Below are 18,556 nucleotides of genomic sequence, written 5' to 3'. Positions count from 1 at the left end.
GCTCAACAGGGTTACAATCATGACGGATCAAATACAAATGCCTAAGCCCGCCCCGATCAACTACTACTATCTCTGGCACCTGACTGCCTTAGGCGTGGTCGACGCGGAATACGGATCGGCTCCGCCGGCGCCTCCAGCGCCCGATGCGAGCGCCGCACGCGCACTCCCCGATCCCCTCATCACCGGCACGGTCTGGGATGCCATCGCTTCCGCCGGCCCGCTGCGACCCGCACGAGTCGCGCTCATCGATGTCGGTGTGTCTCCCGATCATCCAAATCTGGCGACCCGGCTTGACCGCGAAGCGTCAATCGATTTGACAACCCATCGTTACGGCGCGCGCGCTCTCGAAATTCTCGATACGACCACGTCCTTTGACCGCGAGGAAAGATATGCCTTCTTTGCCGGGCTCGACATCGCTCCGCTCGGCAATATCGGCCTTTCGAACGACGACCGAGACTATCTCGGCGATCTGGTTGCCGAATACGCCGCGTCGGAGGGTGTTCTCCGGCGGCTCTACAATCCGGAATCGCTGTTTGCGTCGCATGGTACCTGCTGCGCAGGGCTGATCGTCGGCGAACCCGCCGTTATTGCGGAAGAAGGCACGCCAGGCCTTCCGCCGGAAGGAGCCTTCTACGGGAATGGCGACGAGCTGCGTACGAGCGGCAATCGCAATGTCATCCCCTATTTCGGCGTTGATCCCTTCTCAAGGCTCATCTCGATCAGAACGTCCTTCGAAGACGATGTCAGGCAGTTCATTGCGGCCTTCCTATATGCCTATCTTCAGAAAGCGGACGTAATCGTCTTGCCGCGCGGTCTGCCTGACCCGAAACGCAGCATCGTTGATCCGAAGAACGAGCTGAAGGCCGACCTGGAATTATGGAAAAACCAGGATGCCGCCAATCTGTTCACGCGCATTGCGCTTGCTGATCAGGGTGAGCCCGAACTGGAGCCGAAGGCTGCGCAGAAAGGCTCCAATCCGGATCGCCCGTGGCATGTCCTCAAACAACTCATCCTCGCCATCAGCCGGCACATCCCGATTGTCTGCGCCGCAGGAAACAGCGGCGAGAGCCAGCTGATCTATCCGGCAAGTCTTGCCGCCGACGACAACGGCATCATTGCCGTTGGAGCCGTTACCGTCGAAGGTTTCCGTTCGGGTTACAGCAATTACGGCGAAGGATTGACGGTTGTCTCTCCCTCCGACGATGGGGAGGTCTTCAACAGGCACCAGTTGCGCCTCGACCGGCTTGCTCCATTTGCCGCGCAGCACGACTACAGCGCCTTTCGAACGCGGGAATACTGCTATTCACACTTCTCGCTGCTGACGACGGACCTATCGGGGATTTTCGGCTATGATCATGGCTCCGACCCGTGGTCGGCCATCGTGCCGTTCGGAACCAATCTCGGCATCGGGGGTGGATACTATACCACATTCGGGGGCACATCAGGCGCGTCGGCGCAGGTGGGCGGGCTATGTGCCCTGATACAGCGGGCCTACAAAAGTCGCCACAATCCCGGCGACCGCCTCTCGGGGCATCAAGTGAAATCAATTCTGAAGACCGCATCCCGCCTGGACGCCATTGTCGCGCCCGGCACGAGGAAATTGACGGCGGATTGCATGAACGCCGAAAGCGAGGACGCCGTCGAGATGGCCTATTTCTTTGGATCGGGCCTGCCGAATGCGCGGGCGGCGGTACAGGCAGCTCTGGCCATCTGAATCCCGGGGATGCTTTTCCCCAGATTCCAAGCCTCCTCTATCGAGGGGGCTTTTTCTTTGTTTACGCCCTTTTTACGGATTTTTAACGCGGTACTGGCGGGCGAATGACGCCCTTGGGCAATAGTGCCTCTCAACGAACGGCGCATACCGTTCCGATGCCGACGAAGCCGGCCCGAACCGGGGCATCTTCGCCCGACATGCAACCTTGATCCATCAGAAGACAAACCCACGGAGGCTGTCGATGTCCGCGTCTCGCATTCAACAATTGGCAGATGAGGCGTGCCACCTGCTCAGGGGCAATCCCCTGATGGCTAGCACCGCCTCCCTGCAGCGCGTCGCAACTCGCAACCTTTTAAAGCGACGCTTCCAATATGGGTCTACGCTCGCAGCGGCTTCGAGGCTCACCGATTGTTCGGCCGGGGTAGAGGCGCTGTCACGATATTTCCCCGGCCTTGCAGATGGCGGATACACTCGTCTGCTGGAACTTCCCCCAGCGGTTGCCGAGCCGGTCGGTGCCGACCCTTATCGTTCGTCCGTGCTTGCTGCCTGGATGAGTGGGCTCGCGCGGAGCCTGGAATGGCAGGCGGGAGGCCCCGATGCGCAGATCGTCAGCGGCTATCTGCAGTCGGATCTCATCGCATCGGATCTTGAACTCGAACGTCAGCCGGCGCGCCGCCTCTCTTGCGGCATCGGCCTCGTCCGCATCGAAAGCCTGGCGCGGAGCCGCGTCATGCAAGCCCTCCTCCGCCAATGCATGCCGAACTATCGCGGTTTCGACGACCCCACCCCTGACGACGCGGAATTGGATCGCATCGCCGATCATCTGGAGAAGGCCTTCGCGCTAATCGCGGAATTGGACGTGTACGGCCATCAGCGCCTGATCGCTGGCCTGCATACGCTTCACGTTGGCGTGCGACGCGAACCGCCGTGTTCGTTCTCGAGTTCGAACGAATTGCCGGGCAGTGCGATCATCGTGCTTTCCAGAGAAAGATTGCGCGACGGCGATCATGCCGCGACCGCGGCCCAACTGCTTCACCAAGCGGGGCATGTCCTGCTCGGGTTTTATACGACCTCGGCGGCGGCATCCCTGCCCGGCGAGTTCCAATATGTTTCCCCATACAAGGGGGATCTACAGACGCTCGAGAGCATCCTGCACGTGGTGTACACCGTTCCCTGGGAGTGCGCCTTGCGCATGGCATGCCTATCCAACGAGGCGGATCCTGAGCGCCGCGCCTTGAAGACGGCATTCATAATTACCTATGCCGCGCGGCAAATCCCGCTCATCGATATCGCTCGGAAAGGAATCGAACGTCTCGGCGGCGATGTCCTCCTCGACCTCCCAGACATCGCCGCCATTCCTTCCTGGAGTAGCCGGATCCTGTTCCTCGTGGGCCAGTTGCTTGCCGAAGAGCCCATTGCGCACCGCCAGGCGCACCTTGCCGAGCGCCAGCGAATTCTCGATCGCCAAGCCTGGGATATCGGACAGATGCTGCTACGCGGCAAAGAGCCGGTCGATCCTCGGATGGGCCGGCGAGAGATCGATGACAGCGGCGACAATGTCAGCCTCTGGTACGACGGCAAATTCCACGTGATCCCGAAGGACGCCGACCATGCGATGGGCAAGGACTACGGTCGCTACGCCGAGACGATCCGCGGATATGCGCCCAGCGAGATGGAGGCGATGTGATGGTCAATGATCGGTCCAAACGATTGTCAGCGACCGCCACCGCGTCCGTCGACTTCCCGAACCTCGTCACCCACAGCCTCGGGCGGGGCGGCCGGGGGGCTCTGTTCACCGGCAATAGTGCCGATTCTGTCGAGGAACAGAGCCCCCATGTTACCCGGTCTGCGTTCGTCGTCTCGTTGAAGGCTTCCGATATGCCGCCGGAGGACGAATATGACTCCGCTGCAATCGATCACCACGACACCATCCTGACGCCTCTTTGCCATCGGCAACGCGACGTCGCACGGTTTGGCGATATCGACTTCGTCATCATCGGATGCGGCGACTTGGGCTCACAGATCGCCATCCAGCTCGCGGCCCTCGGCGCGCGCCATTTCCTTCTCGTGGATGCGGATCGTATCGATGAGAACAACTTGAACCATCTCCCATGGGCAAGCGAGGCTGATCTCGGCTGGCTGAAGACGGACAGGCTGGCGACCCATCTGGCCGCGGGTTTCTCGGCCTATGTCTTCGCGCTGCCGGAATTTGCGGAGGGCGCCTCGGCGCTACGGTTAATCGCAGACTACGCTAATAACCCGTTCTTCATCCTCGCCGGCGACGATTCTCATCCATCCCAAGATCTCCTGTCGGCCTGCCGAGCATTGAAAGCCGGCCTGCCGCCGCATCTGCATGTGGGCCGCTCGGCAAACTATTGCATGGCAGGTCCTTTGGTCTTGGTGCATGAGGACGCATGTTCCGTCTGCCATTGCGCCACCCAAGTCGCAACCGACGGCAGCTTTCGCACCCTGCCGGCCACCGTCGACAACCCATTGGTCGCCGGCCTTGCGGTGTCGCAGATCGCCCAAAACTGCCTTTCGAGACACTCGGTCGCCCGGGGACGCCAATGGATATTGGACCTCAAAGGCGATCAAGCCGAGCTGCGCTCCCTTAAAACACCCCGGATGTAAGGTATGTCCATGATCGCGCTATTTTCCTCGGAATATTGTTGCCCCGTTGGCGCAACTGCCGGAAAGAACGATGAGCTGACGATAACCGAAGCTCTTCGTGATCCACTAATCGCTATCGTCATGCGCGCGGATGGCGTGACCTCCGAAGAATTCAAGCGACTCCTTGAGGCGGCAGCCCGCGAGCTAAAAGCCAATCTAGCGAATTCCTCCTTCCCACCAACCGGAGGATAGGCACGTGATTGTCGAAACGACACGGGAGATGGTTGACGAGCATGTGTGGCCAATCTCGGTCCGAACCATGACTCGGCACTGGCCGTCCCGCGGAGTTCAGGGGCAATGAGATTCGATATGGTGAGAAAGTTCCCAACGATAATTCTTGTCTTTGCCGAAGGGAAAGATCGCAAGGTGATCCGTACCGCTCACGAGGCTGCCCAACTGTTGCTGAAGGAATGGCCCACCGACGATGGTGAGGAATTCCTCACAGCGGTGAGAATCTGTTTGGAGGTCCTTACCGGAGAGAGCGAACCCGAGCAATTGCATGAGGCAATCGTCCGCGCGGCATATGAAGCGGGTATTGCAGTGATCACGACTGATAACCGCCTTGGGATTCTCAGGATCTATCCAGTCAGTGAGGCCAGATAGTTGACCCCCGCGCAGGTGCTCATCTCAATCCTGCCCCCATCGAGCCGTTTCGGCTGCAGTCAGACTGATCCGGTCCGTTACTGGAAGCGATCGAGGGTCTTGTAATAGAGCCCGACGAGCGGCAGGAACCACGGCTTTCCGAAATGGCCGGGGACGGCGGGCCAGTCGAGGCCCTTGATCGGATTGCGGTCGGCCTTGCCGAGGATAGCGTCGGCCATGATCATGCCGAGATGGGTGGAGAGCTGGGCGCCGTGGCCGGAATAGCCCATGGCATACCAGACACCATCGACATAGCCGGCGCGCGGATAGCGGTCCTTCGTCATGTCGACGAGGCCGCCCCAGCAATAGTCGATCTCGACGCCGGCAAGCTGCGGGAAGATCTCAGCCAGGCTGGCGCGGAGAATGTCACCGCTCCTTGCATCCGAGCGCTGATCCGATGTGGCGGAAAACCGGGCGCGGCCGCCGAAGATCAGCCGCTTGTCCGGCGACAGCCGGAAATAATTGCCGATGTTCATCGACGTGACACAGGTGCGGTTACCCGGCATCGTAGCGGCGATTTCGGCGTCGGTCAGCGGACGGGTGGCGATGAGGAAGCTGCCGACGGAAACGATCCGGCGGCGGAAATAATTAAAGAGCGACGACGTATAGGCGCCTGTCGCGACCAGCACGTGGTCTGCGGTGACGGTGCCCCGTGCGGTCGTAAGGCTGTGGCGGCCATTGCCCTGCCGGTGCGCGGTTACCGCCGCGCTTTCGAAGATGACGGCGCCATGGCGGGCGGCCACAGTGGCGAGCCCGGCGACATAGCGGCCCATATGCATCATCGCGCTCTTCTTGGATAACATGGCGCCATGGAAGGGCGACCCGACCTCGTTTTTCAGGTCACTCGCCGTCAGAAGTGCCGTGTCCGGATCGACTTCTCTGTGAACAGCCTCGAAATTGCGGGCAATTGCGTCGAAATGCTGCGGCTTGGAGGCAAGCTTCAGCTTTCCGGCGCGGCGGAAATTGCAGTCGATCCCCTCTTCGGTGATGATCGCCTCGATCGTGTCGATGGAATCGTCGAACGCCTTGTAGAGGGCGACGGCCCGCTCCACGCCGAGTGCTGATTTGGCGGATAGGAAACTGTGGGCGAGGCCGTTGTTGAGGTGGCCGCCATTGCGTCCCGACGCCCCCCAGCCGACCCGTTCGGCCTCCAGCACCACGACCTTGACGCCGGCCTTTGCAAGCTGTCGCGCCGCGGCAAGCCCGGTAAAGCCGGCGCCGATGACGGCGACGTCGTAATGTCCTTCGACGGGGCCTTGAGCGCCGCCGGCAAAGGGCTGGGCGGTGTTGTGCCAGTAGGATTCGAACTGCATCCGCGTGTCTCCGTCAGAGCCCGACGACGCCAGGCAGGCCCGAGATGTCAGGGATTTCGACATAGCCGTAATAGGGATTGGCAGGCTCATGGCCGCGATTGACCCAAACCTTGTTCTTGATGCCGAGGTCGTGGGCCGACATCAGGTCGTAGCGGAAGGAGGACGAGCAATGCAGCACGTCTTCCGGTCCGCAACCCAGCATATCGAGCATATATTCAAAGCCCTTGAAGCGTGGCTTATAGGACTGCGCCTGCTCGGCGGTATAGACCGCATGGAAGGGCGCGCCCAGTTTTTCGACGTTCGACATGATCTGCGAATTCATGGCGTTGGAGAGGATGACCAAAGGGATTTCCTTGGCGACCTTGGCGAGACCGGCCGGGACATCCGAATGCGGCCCCCAGGTCGGAACCCGCTCATAGATCATCCGGGCGGCTTCGTCGCGAAATGTCACGCCGTTGCGCTTGCATGTCCGCTCGAGCGAATTGTGCACCACCTCGGCATAGGGTTTCCAGTCGCCCATGATCTCGTCGAGGCGATAGGCAGCGAAATTCTTGATGAACTCCGCCATGCGTGGCTCGTCGAGCTCTTCGCCGTAGAGATCGCGTGCCGCCTCCGCCATCTGAAAGTTGGTCAGCGTGCCGTAGCAGTCGAAGGTGATGTATTTCGGACGGAACGTCGTCATTTGAGTATCCTTGAGCGATCGGAACTGGGGACGTGTCACAATCATAGGCACCGCTTCACTCGCCGCTCGCCTGAATTACCGGCATCGGAAGCAGAATCTATCGTATCGAAAGCAGGGTTTGGCAGAAGGTTGCGCGCTTGCCCGCGGTCAACGGCCGGCGGAGTCAAGCCTTCAATCGCCTTCGTGATCGTGATCGTGATGCGACGGAAGGTCGAGACCGAAGGTGTTGACGAGATCGGCCACCTGCGCCGGACTGAGGAACCGGGGATTGAGGTTGCGCAACAGCAGATAGAGCTTCGCCGTTTCCTCCAGTTCCTCGGTCGCAAAGACCGCCGCCTCCAGGCTGTCGCCGGCGACAACAGGTCCGTGATTGGCCAGCAGCACCGACGAATACTTGCCCGCCAGCCCGCGGATGGCGTCGGCCACCCCCGGATCGCCGGGACGATAATAAGGCACCAGCGCGGTTTCGCCGGCGCGCATCAGATAATATGGCGTCATCGGCGGCAGGGCGGCGCGCGGATCGATCTCCGGCAGCATGGTCAGTGCCACCGCGTGGGTGGAGTGAAGATGGACGATGGCGCGGGCGCTGCCGCGCGTATCGTAAAGGGCAGTGTGCAGCGGAATTTCCTTGGTCGGCTTGTCGCCGGACAGGAGCCTGCCTTCGGCATCGAGCCTGGAGATCCGTGCCGGGTCGAGAAAGCCGAGCGAGGCGTTGGTCGGCGTGACCAGCCAGCCGCCATCCTCCAGCCGGAACGATATGTTGCCCGACGAACCGGGCGTCAGCCCGCGCTCGAACAGCGAACGGCCGTATCGGCAGATTTCCTCACGCAGGCGCGCGTCGGACATGACAGTTCCTCCAATATTAGGCGGTTGCCCCTTCGATCAGTTCAAAGCCGAGATCGACGGCTTGCGCCGGCGCGTTGGCGACGACCAGCTGCGCGGCTATCTCCCCGGTCGCCACGCGCGGCGTTCGGATGGTCGACAAGGGTTGTGGGGTTGCCCGGCCGATATCGAGGCCGTTATAGCCGAAAATGGCGAGCTTCGACGGGATCGAGATCCCCTCGGCCAGACAGTGAAAATAGCCGCCCAGCGCCATGTCATCGTTGGAGAAATAAACCGCATCGAGATCGGTCGTCCGGGCAAGCAGCCGCTCCAGCCCCAACCTGCCATTTTCCACGGACGAAGCGCCTGGGAGAATTTCGCGGGCGACGAGCGGGGCGTCATGCGCATCGAGCGTTTCGCAAAAGCTGGAAAACCGCTTGCCGGCACGGGTATCGCGGTTCAGGTCGTGACCGACATAGCCAATCCGGCGATAGCCCCGCTTCAGCAGGAAGGCAGCGCTCTCCCGCCCGGCCGCGCGGTTCGAGAAACCGACCGCGATATCGAGAGCATCGCCGTCCAGATCGAGCAGTTCGACGACCCGGCACCCGCTGGCGCGCAGCATCTTCACCGTGCCCTCGGTATGCTCGCATCCCGCCAGCATGACCGCCGCCGGCCGCCAGGCAAGCATCGCGGCGGCGAGCGCTTCCTCCTTGCCCGGATCATAATCGGTCACGGAGAAAACCGCCTGATACCGGTTTTCTTCCAGAACGGCACCGGCGCCGCGCAGCACATCGGGAAAGACGATGTTGGAGAGCGACGGAATGACGAAGGCGACAAGACGCGAACCGGTGGAGGCCAGCGTTCCCGCAATCCGGTTCGGCACATAGCCCAGCCGCTCGACGGCGGCCATCACCCGCTCGCGCGTCTTGCCGGAAAACGAACCGTGGTTGCGCAACACGCGCGACACCGTGCTCTCGCCAACACCGGCCGCTTCCGCGACCTCGGCAAGCGTTGCCGTCGGTTGATGTTTGAATTCCATCGTTACGTTTGAACCCAGCTTTTCCTTCACCATTTTTCACCGCTCCCGCCAAGAAGCAAGGGTTTTTTGGCAGCGCTACCAATTTGCGGTTGGCAGCGCTGCCAAAATGGACTAATAAAAATGGCAGCGCTGCCAAAAATGGCGCGGCGTGCCGCGCGAGGATCGACAGGAGACCGCGGCAACAATCGGAGGAGAAAATCATGACGCTGCAGACGCAGGCGCCAGTCGCTGGCGCATATACCGCTGAACCCGCGGAAGACCGTGCCTATGGCAAGGTATTCTGGCGCATCGTACCCTTCTTGATGTTGTGCTACGTCGTCGCCTATCTCGACCGCGTCAATGTCGGCTTCGCCAAGCTGCAGATGTCGAGCGAGCTCGGCCTCTCGGAAGCCGCCTATGGCATCGGCGCGGGCATTTTCTTCATCGGCTATTTTCTGTTTGAAGTGCCTAGCAACATCATCATGAACAAGGTTGGCGCGCGGGTGTGGATCGCCCGCATCATGCTCACCTGGGGCATCATTTCCGCCGCCTTCATGTTCACCTCGTCGGAAACCGTCTTCTATATCCTGCGTTTCCTGCTCGGCGTTGCCGAAGCCGGATTTTTCCCCGGCATCATTCTCTATCTGACCGCCTGGTATCCGGCCCATCGCCGCGCCAGGATCATCACCACCTTCATGTCGGCGATCCCGATATCCGCCATTTTCGGCAATCCGCTTTCGGGTCTCCTGATGGATAGTTTTCACGGCACGCACGGACTTTCCGGCTGGCAGTGGATGTTCCTGATCGAAGCCATTCCGGCTATTCTTTTCGGCGTTGCGACGTTCTTCTACCTTGATGATACGATCCAGGGCGCGAAATGGCTGAACGATGAGGAAAAGCGCGTGCTGACGGCCAATATCGAGGCGGAGAACCGGGCCAAGACAGCAAGCCCACACAGCATCGGCGCAACGCTGACCGACCGCCGCGTCTGGCTGATGTGCCTGATCTATTTCTGCTTCGTGCTCGGGCAATATGGCCTGAATTTCTGGATGCCGACCATCGTCAAGGCCTCGGGCGTCAACGGAAACCTCAATATCGGCCTGATTTCCGCGATCCCCTATATCTGCACATTCGTCGTGATGCTGGCGCTCGGACGTTCCGCCGACAGGCTGCGCGAACGCCGCTGGCACCTCGTCGTCCCGGCCTTCATCGCCGCCGGTGGTTTCGTCGCGGCGACCATGGCGACGAGCACGACGGTCTCGATTGTCTGCCTCTCGCTGGCTGCCGCCGGCGCCATCAGTTGCGCGCCGCTGTTCTGGTCGCTTCCGACGGCGTTTCTCGCCGGCACGGGCGCTGCGGCCGGCATTGCCTGGATCAACTCGGTCGGCAATCTCGCCGGGTTTCTCGGGCCGTTTCTGGTAGGCTATCTCAAAGACTTCACCGGCACCAACAGCGCCGGCATGTATCTGCTGGCGGCTGCGTTAATCATTGGTTCGATGGCCGTGTTGACGGTTCCGGCGAAAAGCGTCAATCGCTGAGCTACAGCCCCTCCGGGATGATACCCGGAGGGGCGCAGACCTTTCCTCACAAGACTGGAGAACCTCCTCATGCCACCGCTTGCTGAAAACTCGGGCTCGGCCGTTGTCGCAGCCGTCATCGGTCTTGGCTCCATGGGGCTTGGAATGGCCCAGTCGATGAAGCGCGCAGGTCTCGACGTCGTTGGATATGACATCACGCCGGCGGCGGTGGACCGCTTCATCGCCGACGGCGGACGTGGCGCGGCGACCCCTGCCGCTGCGGCAAAGGACGCCGACATCGTCGTCTCCGTGGTCGTCAACGGCGCGCAGACCGAGGCCGTGCTGTTCGGGCCTCAAGGCGTCGCAAATGCGATGAAGCCCGGCGCCGTATTCGTCTCGTCGGCCACTATGGATCCCGCGGTCGCACGCGATCTGGCGCAGCGGGTGGAAGCTCTTGGCCTGCATTATCTCGACGCGCCGATTTCAGGCGGCGCGACCAAGGCGGCGCGTGGCGAACTGACGATCATGGCGTCCGGCTCCAGACAGGCCTTCGACACGGCGCGCCCGGGTCTCGACGCCATGGCCGGCAAGGTCTACGAGCTTGGCGACGAGGCCGGAAAAGGTGCTGCCTTCAAGATGATCAATCAGCTTCTCGCGGGCGTGCACATCGCGGCCGCCTGTGAGGCCATAACCCTTGCCGCCAAGCAGGGCCTCGACCTCGACAAGGTCTATGAGGTGATCACCGCTTCGGCCGGCAATTCGTGGATGTTCGAAAACCGCGTGCCGCATGTGCTGGCCGGAGACTATACGCCGCTCAGCAGTATCGAGATTTTCGTCAAGGATCTCGGTATCGTCCAGGACATGGCCCGCTCCGAGCGTTATCCAGTACCGCTCGCGGCAGCCGCCCTGCAGATGTATCTGGCCGCTGCAGGCGCCGGCATGGGCCGCGACGACGATTCCTCGCTGGCGCGGCTCTATGCCAAGCTTTCCGGCGCTGAATTGCCCAGCTCCACCAAAGAGCCGCAGAGTCTGTAAAAGGAACCCTAGACATGCCGGTTTTCGCCGCCAACCTGACGATGATGTTCAACGAATGGGCCTTCCTCGACCGCTTCGACGCCGCAGCCGATGCCGGCTTTGCCGCCGTCGAATACCTCTTCCCCTATGAAGCCCCGCCGGAGGCGATCGCCGAACGGCTTGCCCGCAACAATCTGCAACAGGCCTTGTTCAACCTGCCGCCGGGCGACTGGGCAGCAGGCGAACGTGGCATAGCTGCCCTCCCTGGACGGTTCGATGCGCTGAAAGCGGATGTCGAGCGGGCACTGGACTATGCGGCGGCGACGGGCGTCAGGCGGTTGCACCTGATGGCAGGCATCGCCGACCCTCATGACGAAGACGCCGCCTCGTCTTATCGGCGCTCCGTCACCTATACTGCCGGACGGCTTGCGGAAAAGGGCATCGACCTGCTGCTCGAGCCGATCAACGGGCGAAACATGCCGGGATATTTCCTCAACGACTTCGGCGCCGCCGAGCGGCTGATCGCCGAATGCGGTCTGCCGAACCTGAAGCTGCAGTTCGACATCTATCACCGTCAGATCATCCATGGCGACGTCACTATGGCGTTGCGACGCCTGCTGCCGATCACCGGCCATATCCAGATCGCCAGCGTGCCGTCACGCAACGAGCCGGATGGGGAGGAGCTGAACTATCCCTATCTGTTCGGTGAAATCGACCGTCTGGGTTATGACGGTTTCATCGGCTGCGAATATATCCCGCGCGGCAACACATTGGACGGTCTTGGCTGGTTCAAACCTTTTGCACGGAGCTAGACGATGGCTATTTTGCTCGGATCAATCGCCGACGACTATACCGGCGCCTCCGACCTCGCCAACACGCTGACAAAGAACGGCCTGCGCACGGTGCAGACGGTCGGCATCCCTGATCCGTCGCTCGCCCTGCCGGATGTCGACGCCGTGGTCATTTCCCTGAAGATCCGCTCCGTCCCGGCCTCGGACGCCGTGGCGGCGGCGGCGAGCGCCGAGCAATGGCTGCGCCAGCGCGGCGCCGGCCATGTGCTTTACAAGATCTGCTCGACCTTCGATTCCACCGATGCCGGCAATATCGGTCCGGTCACCGAGGCATTGAGCGAGGCGGCCGGCGGCGACGTCGTGCTGGTGACACCCGCCTTTCCGGAAACGGGACGTACCGTCTATCTCGGTCATCTTTTCGTCGGCGGCCAGCCGTTGAACGAAAGCCCGCTCAAGGACCACCCCCTTAATCCGATGCATGACGCCAATCTCGTGCGGGTTCTGACCCGCCAGTCGCGCAATGCCGTCGGACTGATCGATCTGACGACCATCGCCGCCGGACCCGGCGCCGTCAAAATGAGGCTCGATTCCTTTCGCACCGCAGGCGTCACTGCTGTTATCGCCGATGCGATTTTCGAACACGATCTTGAAACGCTCGGCGAGGTCGCTCTCGAAACGCCGGTGTCCACCGGTGCGTCCGGCCTCGGCCTCGGCCTTGCCCGTGCGCTCGTCCGCTCCGGCCGGATATCTTCCGGCGGCGCGACAACGGCGGACGCCATTCGCCCCGTGGGCGGACTTTCAGCGATCGTTGCCGGCAGTTGCTCCAAGGCGACGCTCCATCAGCTCGACGTCGCCGAACGGTCGATGCCGGTCCTGCGGCTCGATCCGGAGCGGCTGCTTGCTGGTCCGGATGAGATCGCCACGGCGATTTCCTGGGCCGGAGACCGCATTTCCGCCGGCCCCGTCGTGGTCGCCGCAAGCGCTGCGCCTGAAACCGTGTCCCGGCTGCAATCGCTCTATGGACGCGAGGCCTCCGGCCATGCGATCGAGACCGCGACGTCGATAATCGCCGCCGAACTGGTGGAGAGAGGCGTCCGGCGCCTGGTGGTCGCAGGCGGCGAAACCTCGGGCGCGGCAGTCGACAGGCTCGCCATTCCGGCATTTCTGATCGGCCCGGAGATTGCGCCCGGCGTGCCGGTGCTGCGCACGATCGGCAATGCCCAGGGCGATATGCTTCTGGCGTTGAAATCCGGAAACTTCGGAGGCGAAGATTTCTTTACGGCAGCGCTGGCGATGATGCGCTGACAGAACCCGGATAGCATCGATATCGATCGGTTCTAGCATAAGATGCGGCGGCCGATGGTGGCAAAGCCATAAGATACTGCTTGAACCATGGCCTTCAGACGATCTGCCCGCCGGCGCTCCGGCAGACTGGCGGGTACGATATGAAGGACGCCCCCATGCAAGCAAGTCAGATCGAAATCGTCCCGTTCGGCCCCGACCATCTGGAAGCCGCCGTCGCGCTCTCCCGACAGGCGGGCTGGCCGCATCGGACGGAAGACTGGCAGTTGGCGCTCGCCTTGAGCGAAGGGATGGTTGCGGTCGAGGACGGCAGGGTCGTCGGCACCGTCCTCGTCACGCCTTACAAGGGAGATTGTGCGACGATCAACATGGTCATCGTCGACGAGACGATGCGCGGCAGGGGCCTCGGCCGCAAGCTAATGGACGCCGCATTGCTCACCGCAGGAGACCGGCCGCTGAGGCTGGTGGCGACGACGGAAGGTCTGCCGCTCTACCAAAAGCTTGGCTTCCGCGAGACGGGAACCGTGCTGCAGCACCAGGGCCTTGCTGGAGACATCGCCGCGCCGGCGGAAACGGAAGCCGCCACCGATGCCGATCGCGCTGGTATCGCGGGGCTCGACCGACTTGCCTTCGGCGCCGACCGCGAAGGACTGCTCTCCTATCTCGCCAGGATCGGCGCATTCGCCGTCATTCGCCGCGACGGCGGTATTTCCGGCTTCGCATGCCTGCGTCCCTTCGGCCGCGGCGAGGTGATCGGACCCGTCGTGGCCGCCGACCTCGGGCAGGCCCGGATGCTCATCGAACATTTCATCGCCAGACGGCCCGGACGGTTCCTCAGGGTCGATACCACGGCCGAGACCGGGCTTTCCCCGTGGCTCGCCGAACAGGGGCTCGCCCATGTCGGCGGTGGGATCACGATGAAAAAGCCGTTCGTCCACCACGCCGCCGACCCGGCCGTCACCACCTTTGCCCTCGCCAGCCAGGCACTCGGCTGATCCGGAGATCTCCATGTACAGCAATTCCCTCATCGAACTCGATCGCGCCCACCTCATCCATCCGGTCGCCTCCTACCGCGGCCATGAAAAGCTCGGCGTGCGCGTGCTGGCCTCGGCCAAGGGTGCGACGGTCACCGACGCCTCCGGCAAGCAGTTGATCGACGGTTTCGCCGGCCTCTGGTGCGTCAATGCCGGTTACGGCCACGAAAGCATCGTCGAGGCGGCGGCCCGACAGATGCGCGAGCTTCCCTATGCGACGGCCTATTTCGGCCTCGGCTCCGAGCCCGCGATCCGGCTTGCCGGCGAACTCGCCGACCGCGCGCCGGGCGATCTCAACCATGTCTATTTCACGCTCGGCGGCTCCGACGCGGTGGACAGCACGGTCCGCTTCATCCGCTACTACTGGCATGCCCGTGGACAGCCTCAGCGCGATCAGTTCATCTCGGTCGAACAGGGCTATCACGGTTCGTCGACGGTCGGTGCGGGTTTGACAGCGCTGCCTGCCTTCCATGCCGGCTTCGGCGTTCCCTTCGATTGGCAGCATAAGATTCCGTCTCACTATGCCTATCGCAACCCGGTGGGCGATAATCCGCAGGCGATCATCGACGCCTCGCTTGCGGCGCTGAAAAGCAAGGTCGAGGCGATCGGGCCGGAACGCGTTGCCGCTTTCTACGTCGAGCCGATCCAGGGCTCGGGCGGCGTTCTGGTGCCGCCGAAAGGCTGGATGAAAGCCATGCGCGAATTCTGTCGCGCACACGACATCCTATTCGTCGCGGACGAGGTGATCACCGGTTTTGGCCGCACCGGCCCGCTATTTGCCTGTAGCGAGGATGAAGTCGTGCCCGATTTCATGACGACCGCTAAGGGCCTGACCTCCGGCTACGTCCCCATGGGCGCCGTCTTGATGGCCGATCACGTCTATGAAACGATTGCCGAGGGCGCCGGTGCTGCCGCCGTCGGCCATGGCTATACCTATTCGGCCCATCCTGTCAGCGCCGCGGTCGGCCTCGAAGTCCTGAAGCTCTACGAAAACGGCCTTCTCGAAAACGGCGTCAGGGCCGGTGCGCGGCTGATGCAGGGCCTGGGGTCGCTGAGGGATCATCCGCTCGTCGGCGATGTCCGCGGCCGCGGCATGCTGGCCGCCGTCGAGCTGGTGGTCGACAAGGTGAACAAAACGCCGTTGCCGGCATCCGCCGAACCCGCCCGCCGCATCTTCGATCGCGCCTGGGAAAACGGCCTCGTCATCCGCGCGTTCGGCAATGGTGTGCTCGGCTATGCTCCGCCGCTCTGCTGCACCGAAACGGAGATCGACGCGATCGTCGAGCGCACCCGCATCACGTTGGATGAGACGCTGGAGGACCCGGATGTGCGTCGGGCGCTGCAGGCCTGAGAATATCGGGAAACGGCCAGATTCGGTATTTTGTGCCGCCTCATGCCGCCTATTCGGCGAATCCGGCGCAGTGCAGGTGACAAACTGAAGTCAACGAAAGGCCTGGATCCCGGCAGATGCGGGCCTTCCCATACAAGAGCGGGACAATGACCCCGCCAGCGGAACAGAATTTTCTTCTTCGAGAAGCCGAGCTCCCATCGGAGCCGAACACTGGGGAATTCGCGTGAGCAAGAGCCTTTCGGAATTCAAATACATGACCTTCGACGTCGTCGGTACGCTTATCGACTTCGAGGGCGGCCTCAAGACCTGCTTCGCCGAAATCGCGGCCGAGGCAGGACGCACAGTCGACGGCGAGCAAGCGCTTAGCCTCTACCGCGCAGCCCGCTACTCCAAGGATGCCGATCTCTTTCCGGACGACCTCGTGCGCGTCTACCTTGCGATCGCGCCGAAGCTCGGCCTGCCCACTGAGCAAAAATATGGCGAACGGCTGCGGGACTCGGCGAAGAGCTGGAAGGGTTTTGCAGACAGCGCCGCGGCGCTGGCAAGTCTTGCGAAGGATTACCGCCTCGTGGCGATGACCAATGCCCGCCGCTGGGCCTTCGATTTCTTCGAGAAGGAACTCGGCAATCCCTTTTATGCCGCCTTCACCGCGGATGATACCGGCACCGAGAAACCCGATCCCGCCTTCTTCGAGAAGGTATTCGACTACGTCGCCTCGGAAGGACATTCGAAGGACGACATCCTGCATGTCGCCCAGAGCCAGTACCACGATATCGGGATTTCCAGGAAACTCGGGCTGACCAATTGCTGGATCGAACGGCGACATGCCGAGAAGGGTTACGGCGGCACGATCGAACCGGCCGAATTCACCAAACCCGATTACCATTTCACCTCCATGGCCGGCCTTGCCGATGCCGCCGCGCGCGCCTGACTTTGAAAGCAGATCGGGCCTGCCCGCAACGGGCAGCCCGCCACACAAGAAAAGGGGAATGAGATGAACGACAAGATCACCAATTGGACCAGATCCGACGACGCCATGGTCGAAAGCGCCATCCGTCGTGGCGCCACTCGTCGCGAGTTGCTGCATATGATGCTTGCGGGCGGCGTGGCCATATCAGCTGGCGGGCTCGTGCTTGGCCGCGCCGGCGAGGCGCTCGCCGCTACGCCCGTTTCCGGCGGCTCGCTCAAGGCGGCCGGCTGGTCGTCCTCCACAGCCGATACGCTCGACCCCGCCAAGGCGTCGCTCTCCACCGACTATGTCCGGTGCTGCTCCTTCTATAACCGCCTTACCTTCCTCGACAAATCAGGCACGCCGCAGATGGAGCTTGCCGAAGCGATCGAGTCCAAGGATGCGAAGACCTGGACGGTCAAGCTGAAGAACGGCGTTACTTTCCATGACGGCAAGCCGCTGACCGCCGATGACGTGGTTTTCTCGCTGAAACGCCATCTCGACCCGGCCGTCGGCTCGAAGGTCGCCAAGATCGCCGCCCAGATGACCGGCTTCAAGGCGGTCGACAAGCAAACCGTCGAGATCACGCTCGCCAGCCCGAATGCCGACCTGCCGACCATTCTGTCGATGCATCATTTCATGATCGTCGCCGACGGCACGACCGATTTCACCAAAGCCAACGGCACCGGCGCTTTCGTCAAGGAAGTCTTCGAGCCGGGCGTCCGGTCGGTCGGGATCAAGAACAAGAATTACTGGAAATCCGGCCCGAACGTCGATTCCTTCGAATATTTCGCCATCAGCGACGACAATGCCCGTGTAAACGCACTGCTTGCGGGCGACATCCATCTCGCAGCCACGATCAATCCGCGCTCTATGCGCCTCGTCGAGGCCCAGGGCGACGGCTTCACCTTGTCGAAGACCACGTCCGGCAACTATACCAATCTCAACATGCGACTGGATATGGAGCCCGGCAACAAGCGGGACTTCATCGAGGGCATGAAGTATCTCGTCAACCGCGAACAGATCGTCAAATCGGCGCTGCGCGGTCTCGGTGAAGTCGGCAACGATCAACCCGTTTCGCCGGCGAACTTCTATCATGACGCAGAGCTGAAAGCGCGAGCCTTTGATCCTGAGAAGGCGAAGTTCCACTTCGAAAAGGCCGGCGTGCTTGGCCAATCCATTCCGATCATCGCTTCCGATGCGGCGAGCTCGTCGATCGACATGGCCATGATCATCCAGGCGGCCGGCGCCGAAATCGGCATGAAGCTCGATGTGCAGCGAGTGCCATCTGATGGTTATTGGGACAATTACTGGCTCAAGGCGCCGATCCACTTCGGCAATATCAACCCGCGGCCGACCCCCGATATCCTCTTCTCCCTGCTCTACACCTCGGACGCTCCGTGGAACGAAAGCCACTACAAGTCGGGGAAGTTCGACAAGATGCTGATCGAGGCGCGCGGCTCTCTCGATCAAGACAAGCGCAAGACGATCTATAACGAGATGCAGGGCATGGTCGCCCAGGAAGCCGGCACTATCATTCCGGCCTATATCTCGAACGTCGATGCCACGACTGCCAAGCTCAAGGGCCTGGAGGCCAACCCGCTTGGCGGCCAGATGGGATACGCCTTCGCGGAATATGTCTGGCTTGAAGCCTGATAGCGCAAAGGAGACCGGGGCTGCAGCCGCGCCCCGGTTCTTCCATCTGCATTGGTGGAACTCAACTCGAACGCAAAAGGG

The 18,556-nt window shown here is 61.9% G+C and carries 17 protein-coding genes; 13 read left to right on the top strand and 4 right to left on the bottom strand.

Translation table 11 applies throughout. From position 1 onward, the window contains the following. The first annotated feature begins 19 nt into the window (after nt 1-19). The 5 genes from B5P46_RS29115 (at nt 20) to B5P46_RS29095 (ending at nt 4,987) form a co-directional block, all read left to right on the top strand. On the top strand, nt 20-1,714 hold the full coding sequence (locus B5P46_RS29115; protein WP_129421763.1) for a S8 family serine peptidase: 1,695 nt from the start codon (nt 20-22) through the stop codon (nt 1,712-1,714). A gap of 241 nt (nt 1,715-1,955) precedes the next feature. Then, nucleotides 1,956-3,401: an aKG-HExxH-type peptide beta-hydroxylase gene (locus B5P46_RS29110; protein ID WP_129421762.1), complete on the top strand. Its 1,446-nt coding sequence runs from the start codon at nt 1,956-1,958 to the stop codon at nt 3,399-3,401. Beyond that, complete coding sequence (locus tag B5P46_RS29105; RefSeq protein WP_129421761.1) at nt 3,398-4,345, top strand: ThiF family adenylyltransferase; 948 nt, start codon at nt 3,398-3,400, stop codon at nt 4,343-4,345. The genes B5P46_RS29110 and B5P46_RS29105 overlap by 4 nt, the downstream gene beginning before the upstream one ends. A 9-nt stretch (nt 4,346-4,354) precedes the next feature. After that, nucleotides 4,355-4,576, top strand: coding sequence for a hypothetical protein (locus B5P46_RS29100; protein WP_003549783.1), 222 nt, complete (start codon nt 4,355-4,357; stop codon nt 4,574-4,576). A gap of 105 nt (nt 4,577-4,681) precedes the next feature. Next, nucleotides 4,682-4,987 carry a DUF982 domain-containing protein gene (locus B5P46_RS29095; protein WP_064655387.1) on the top strand — a complete coding sequence of 102 codons (306 nt, stop codon included), beginning with the start codon at nt 4,682-4,684 and terminating at the stop codon, nt 4,985-4,987. A gap of 77 nt (nt 4,988-5,064) precedes the next feature. Here the strand turns inward: B5P46_RS29095 and B5P46_RS29090 are convergent, their stop codons facing one another. The 4 genes from B5P46_RS29090 to B5P46_RS29075 form a co-directional block, all read right to left on the bottom strand. Beyond that, nucleotides 5,065-6,339: an NAD(P)/FAD-dependent oxidoreductase gene (locus B5P46_RS29090; RefSeq protein ID WP_129421760.1), complete on the bottom strand. Its 1,275-nt coding sequence runs from the start codon at nt 6,337-6,339 to the stop codon at nt 5,065-5,067. 13 nt (nt 6,340-6,352) lie between these two features. Beyond that, nucleotides 6,353-7,021 carry a haloacid dehalogenase type II gene (locus B5P46_RS29085; protein ID WP_018072931.1) on the bottom strand — a complete coding sequence of 223 codons (669 nt, stop codon included), beginning with the start codon at nt 7,019-7,021 and terminating at the stop codon, nt 6,353-6,355. Nucleotides 7,022-7,192: 171 nt separating this feature from the next. Continuing rightward, entirely contained in the window at nt 7,193-7,867 is a 675-nt protein-coding gene (locus B5P46_RS29080; protein WP_129421759.1) for an aldolase, read from the bottom strand. A 16-nt stretch (nt 7,868-7,883) separates the two neighbouring features. Continuing rightward, nucleotides 7,884-8,882, bottom strand: a complete 999-nt coding sequence (locus B5P46_RS29075) for a LacI family DNA-binding transcriptional regulator (protein ID WP_129421857.1) — start codon at nt 8,880-8,882, stop codon at nt 7,884-7,886. A gap of 200 nt (nt 8,883-9,082) precedes the next feature. Between B5P46_RS29075 and B5P46_RS29070 the strand changes: the two genes are divergently transcribed. The 8 genes from B5P46_RS29070 (at nt 9,083) to B5P46_RS29035 (ending at nt 18,475) form a co-directional block, all read left to right on the top strand. Next, nucleotides 9,083-10,399 (top strand): MFS transporter, encoded by a 1,317-nt coding sequence (locus B5P46_RS29070; RefSeq protein ID WP_129421758.1) that lies wholly within the window; start codon nt 9,083-9,085, stop codon nt 10,397-10,399. A gap of 69 nt (nt 10,400-10,468) precedes the next feature. Next, nucleotides 10,469-11,413 (top strand): L-threonate dehydrogenase, encoded by a 945-nt coding sequence (gene ltnD / locus B5P46_RS29065; protein WP_129421757.1) that lies wholly within the window; start codon nt 10,469-10,471, stop codon nt 11,411-11,413. Between the two features lie 14 nt (nt 11,414-11,427). Beyond that, nucleotides 11,428-12,204 (top strand): 2-oxo-tetronate isomerase, encoded by a 777-nt coding sequence (gene otnI, locus B5P46_RS29060; protein WP_129421756.1) that lies wholly within the window; start codon nt 11,428-11,430, stop codon nt 12,202-12,204. 3 nt (nt 12,205-12,207) lie between these two features. Beyond that, nucleotides 12,208-13,488, top strand: coding sequence for a 3-oxo-tetronate kinase (gene otnK / locus B5P46_RS29055; protein WP_129421755.1), 1,281 nt, complete (start codon nt 12,208-12,210; stop codon nt 13,486-13,488). A gap of 155 nt (nt 13,489-13,643) precedes the next feature. Further along, nucleotides 13,644-14,480, top strand: coding sequence for a GNAT family N-acetyltransferase (locus B5P46_RS29050; protein WP_164986571.1), 837 nt, complete (start codon nt 13,644-13,646; stop codon nt 14,478-14,480). A gap of 13 nt (nt 14,481-14,493) precedes the next feature. Beyond that, entirely contained in the window at nt 14,494-15,870 is a 1,377-nt protein-coding gene (locus B5P46_RS29045) for an aspartate aminotransferase family protein (RefSeq protein WP_129421753.1), read from the top strand. A gap of 223 nt (nt 15,871-16,093) precedes the next feature. Continuing rightward, the gene (locus B5P46_RS29040) at nt 16,094-16,801 is read left to right on the top strand and encodes an HAD-IA family hydrolase (protein ID WP_129421752.1); all 708 of its coding nucleotides are present in this window, start codon (nt 16,094-16,096) and stop codon (nt 16,799-16,801) included. A gap of 63 nt (nt 16,802-16,864) precedes the next feature. Continuing rightward, nucleotides 16,865-18,475 carry an ABC transporter substrate-binding protein gene (locus tag B5P46_RS29035; RefSeq protein ID WP_129421751.1) on the top strand — a complete coding sequence of 537 codons (1,611 nt, stop codon included), beginning with the start codon at nt 16,865-16,867 and terminating at the stop codon, nt 18,473-18,475. Nucleotides 18,476-18,556 lie beyond the last annotated feature (81 nt).

The sequence above is a fragment of the Rhizobium leguminosarum genome (genome assembly GCF_004123835.1).
In the GTDB taxonomy this organism is placed as follows: domain Bacteria; phylum Pseudomonadota; class Alphaproteobacteria; order Rhizobiales; family Rhizobiaceae; genus Rhizobium; species Rhizobium leguminosarum_M.
This window is presented reverse-complemented; position numbering and strand designations above follow the sequence as displayed.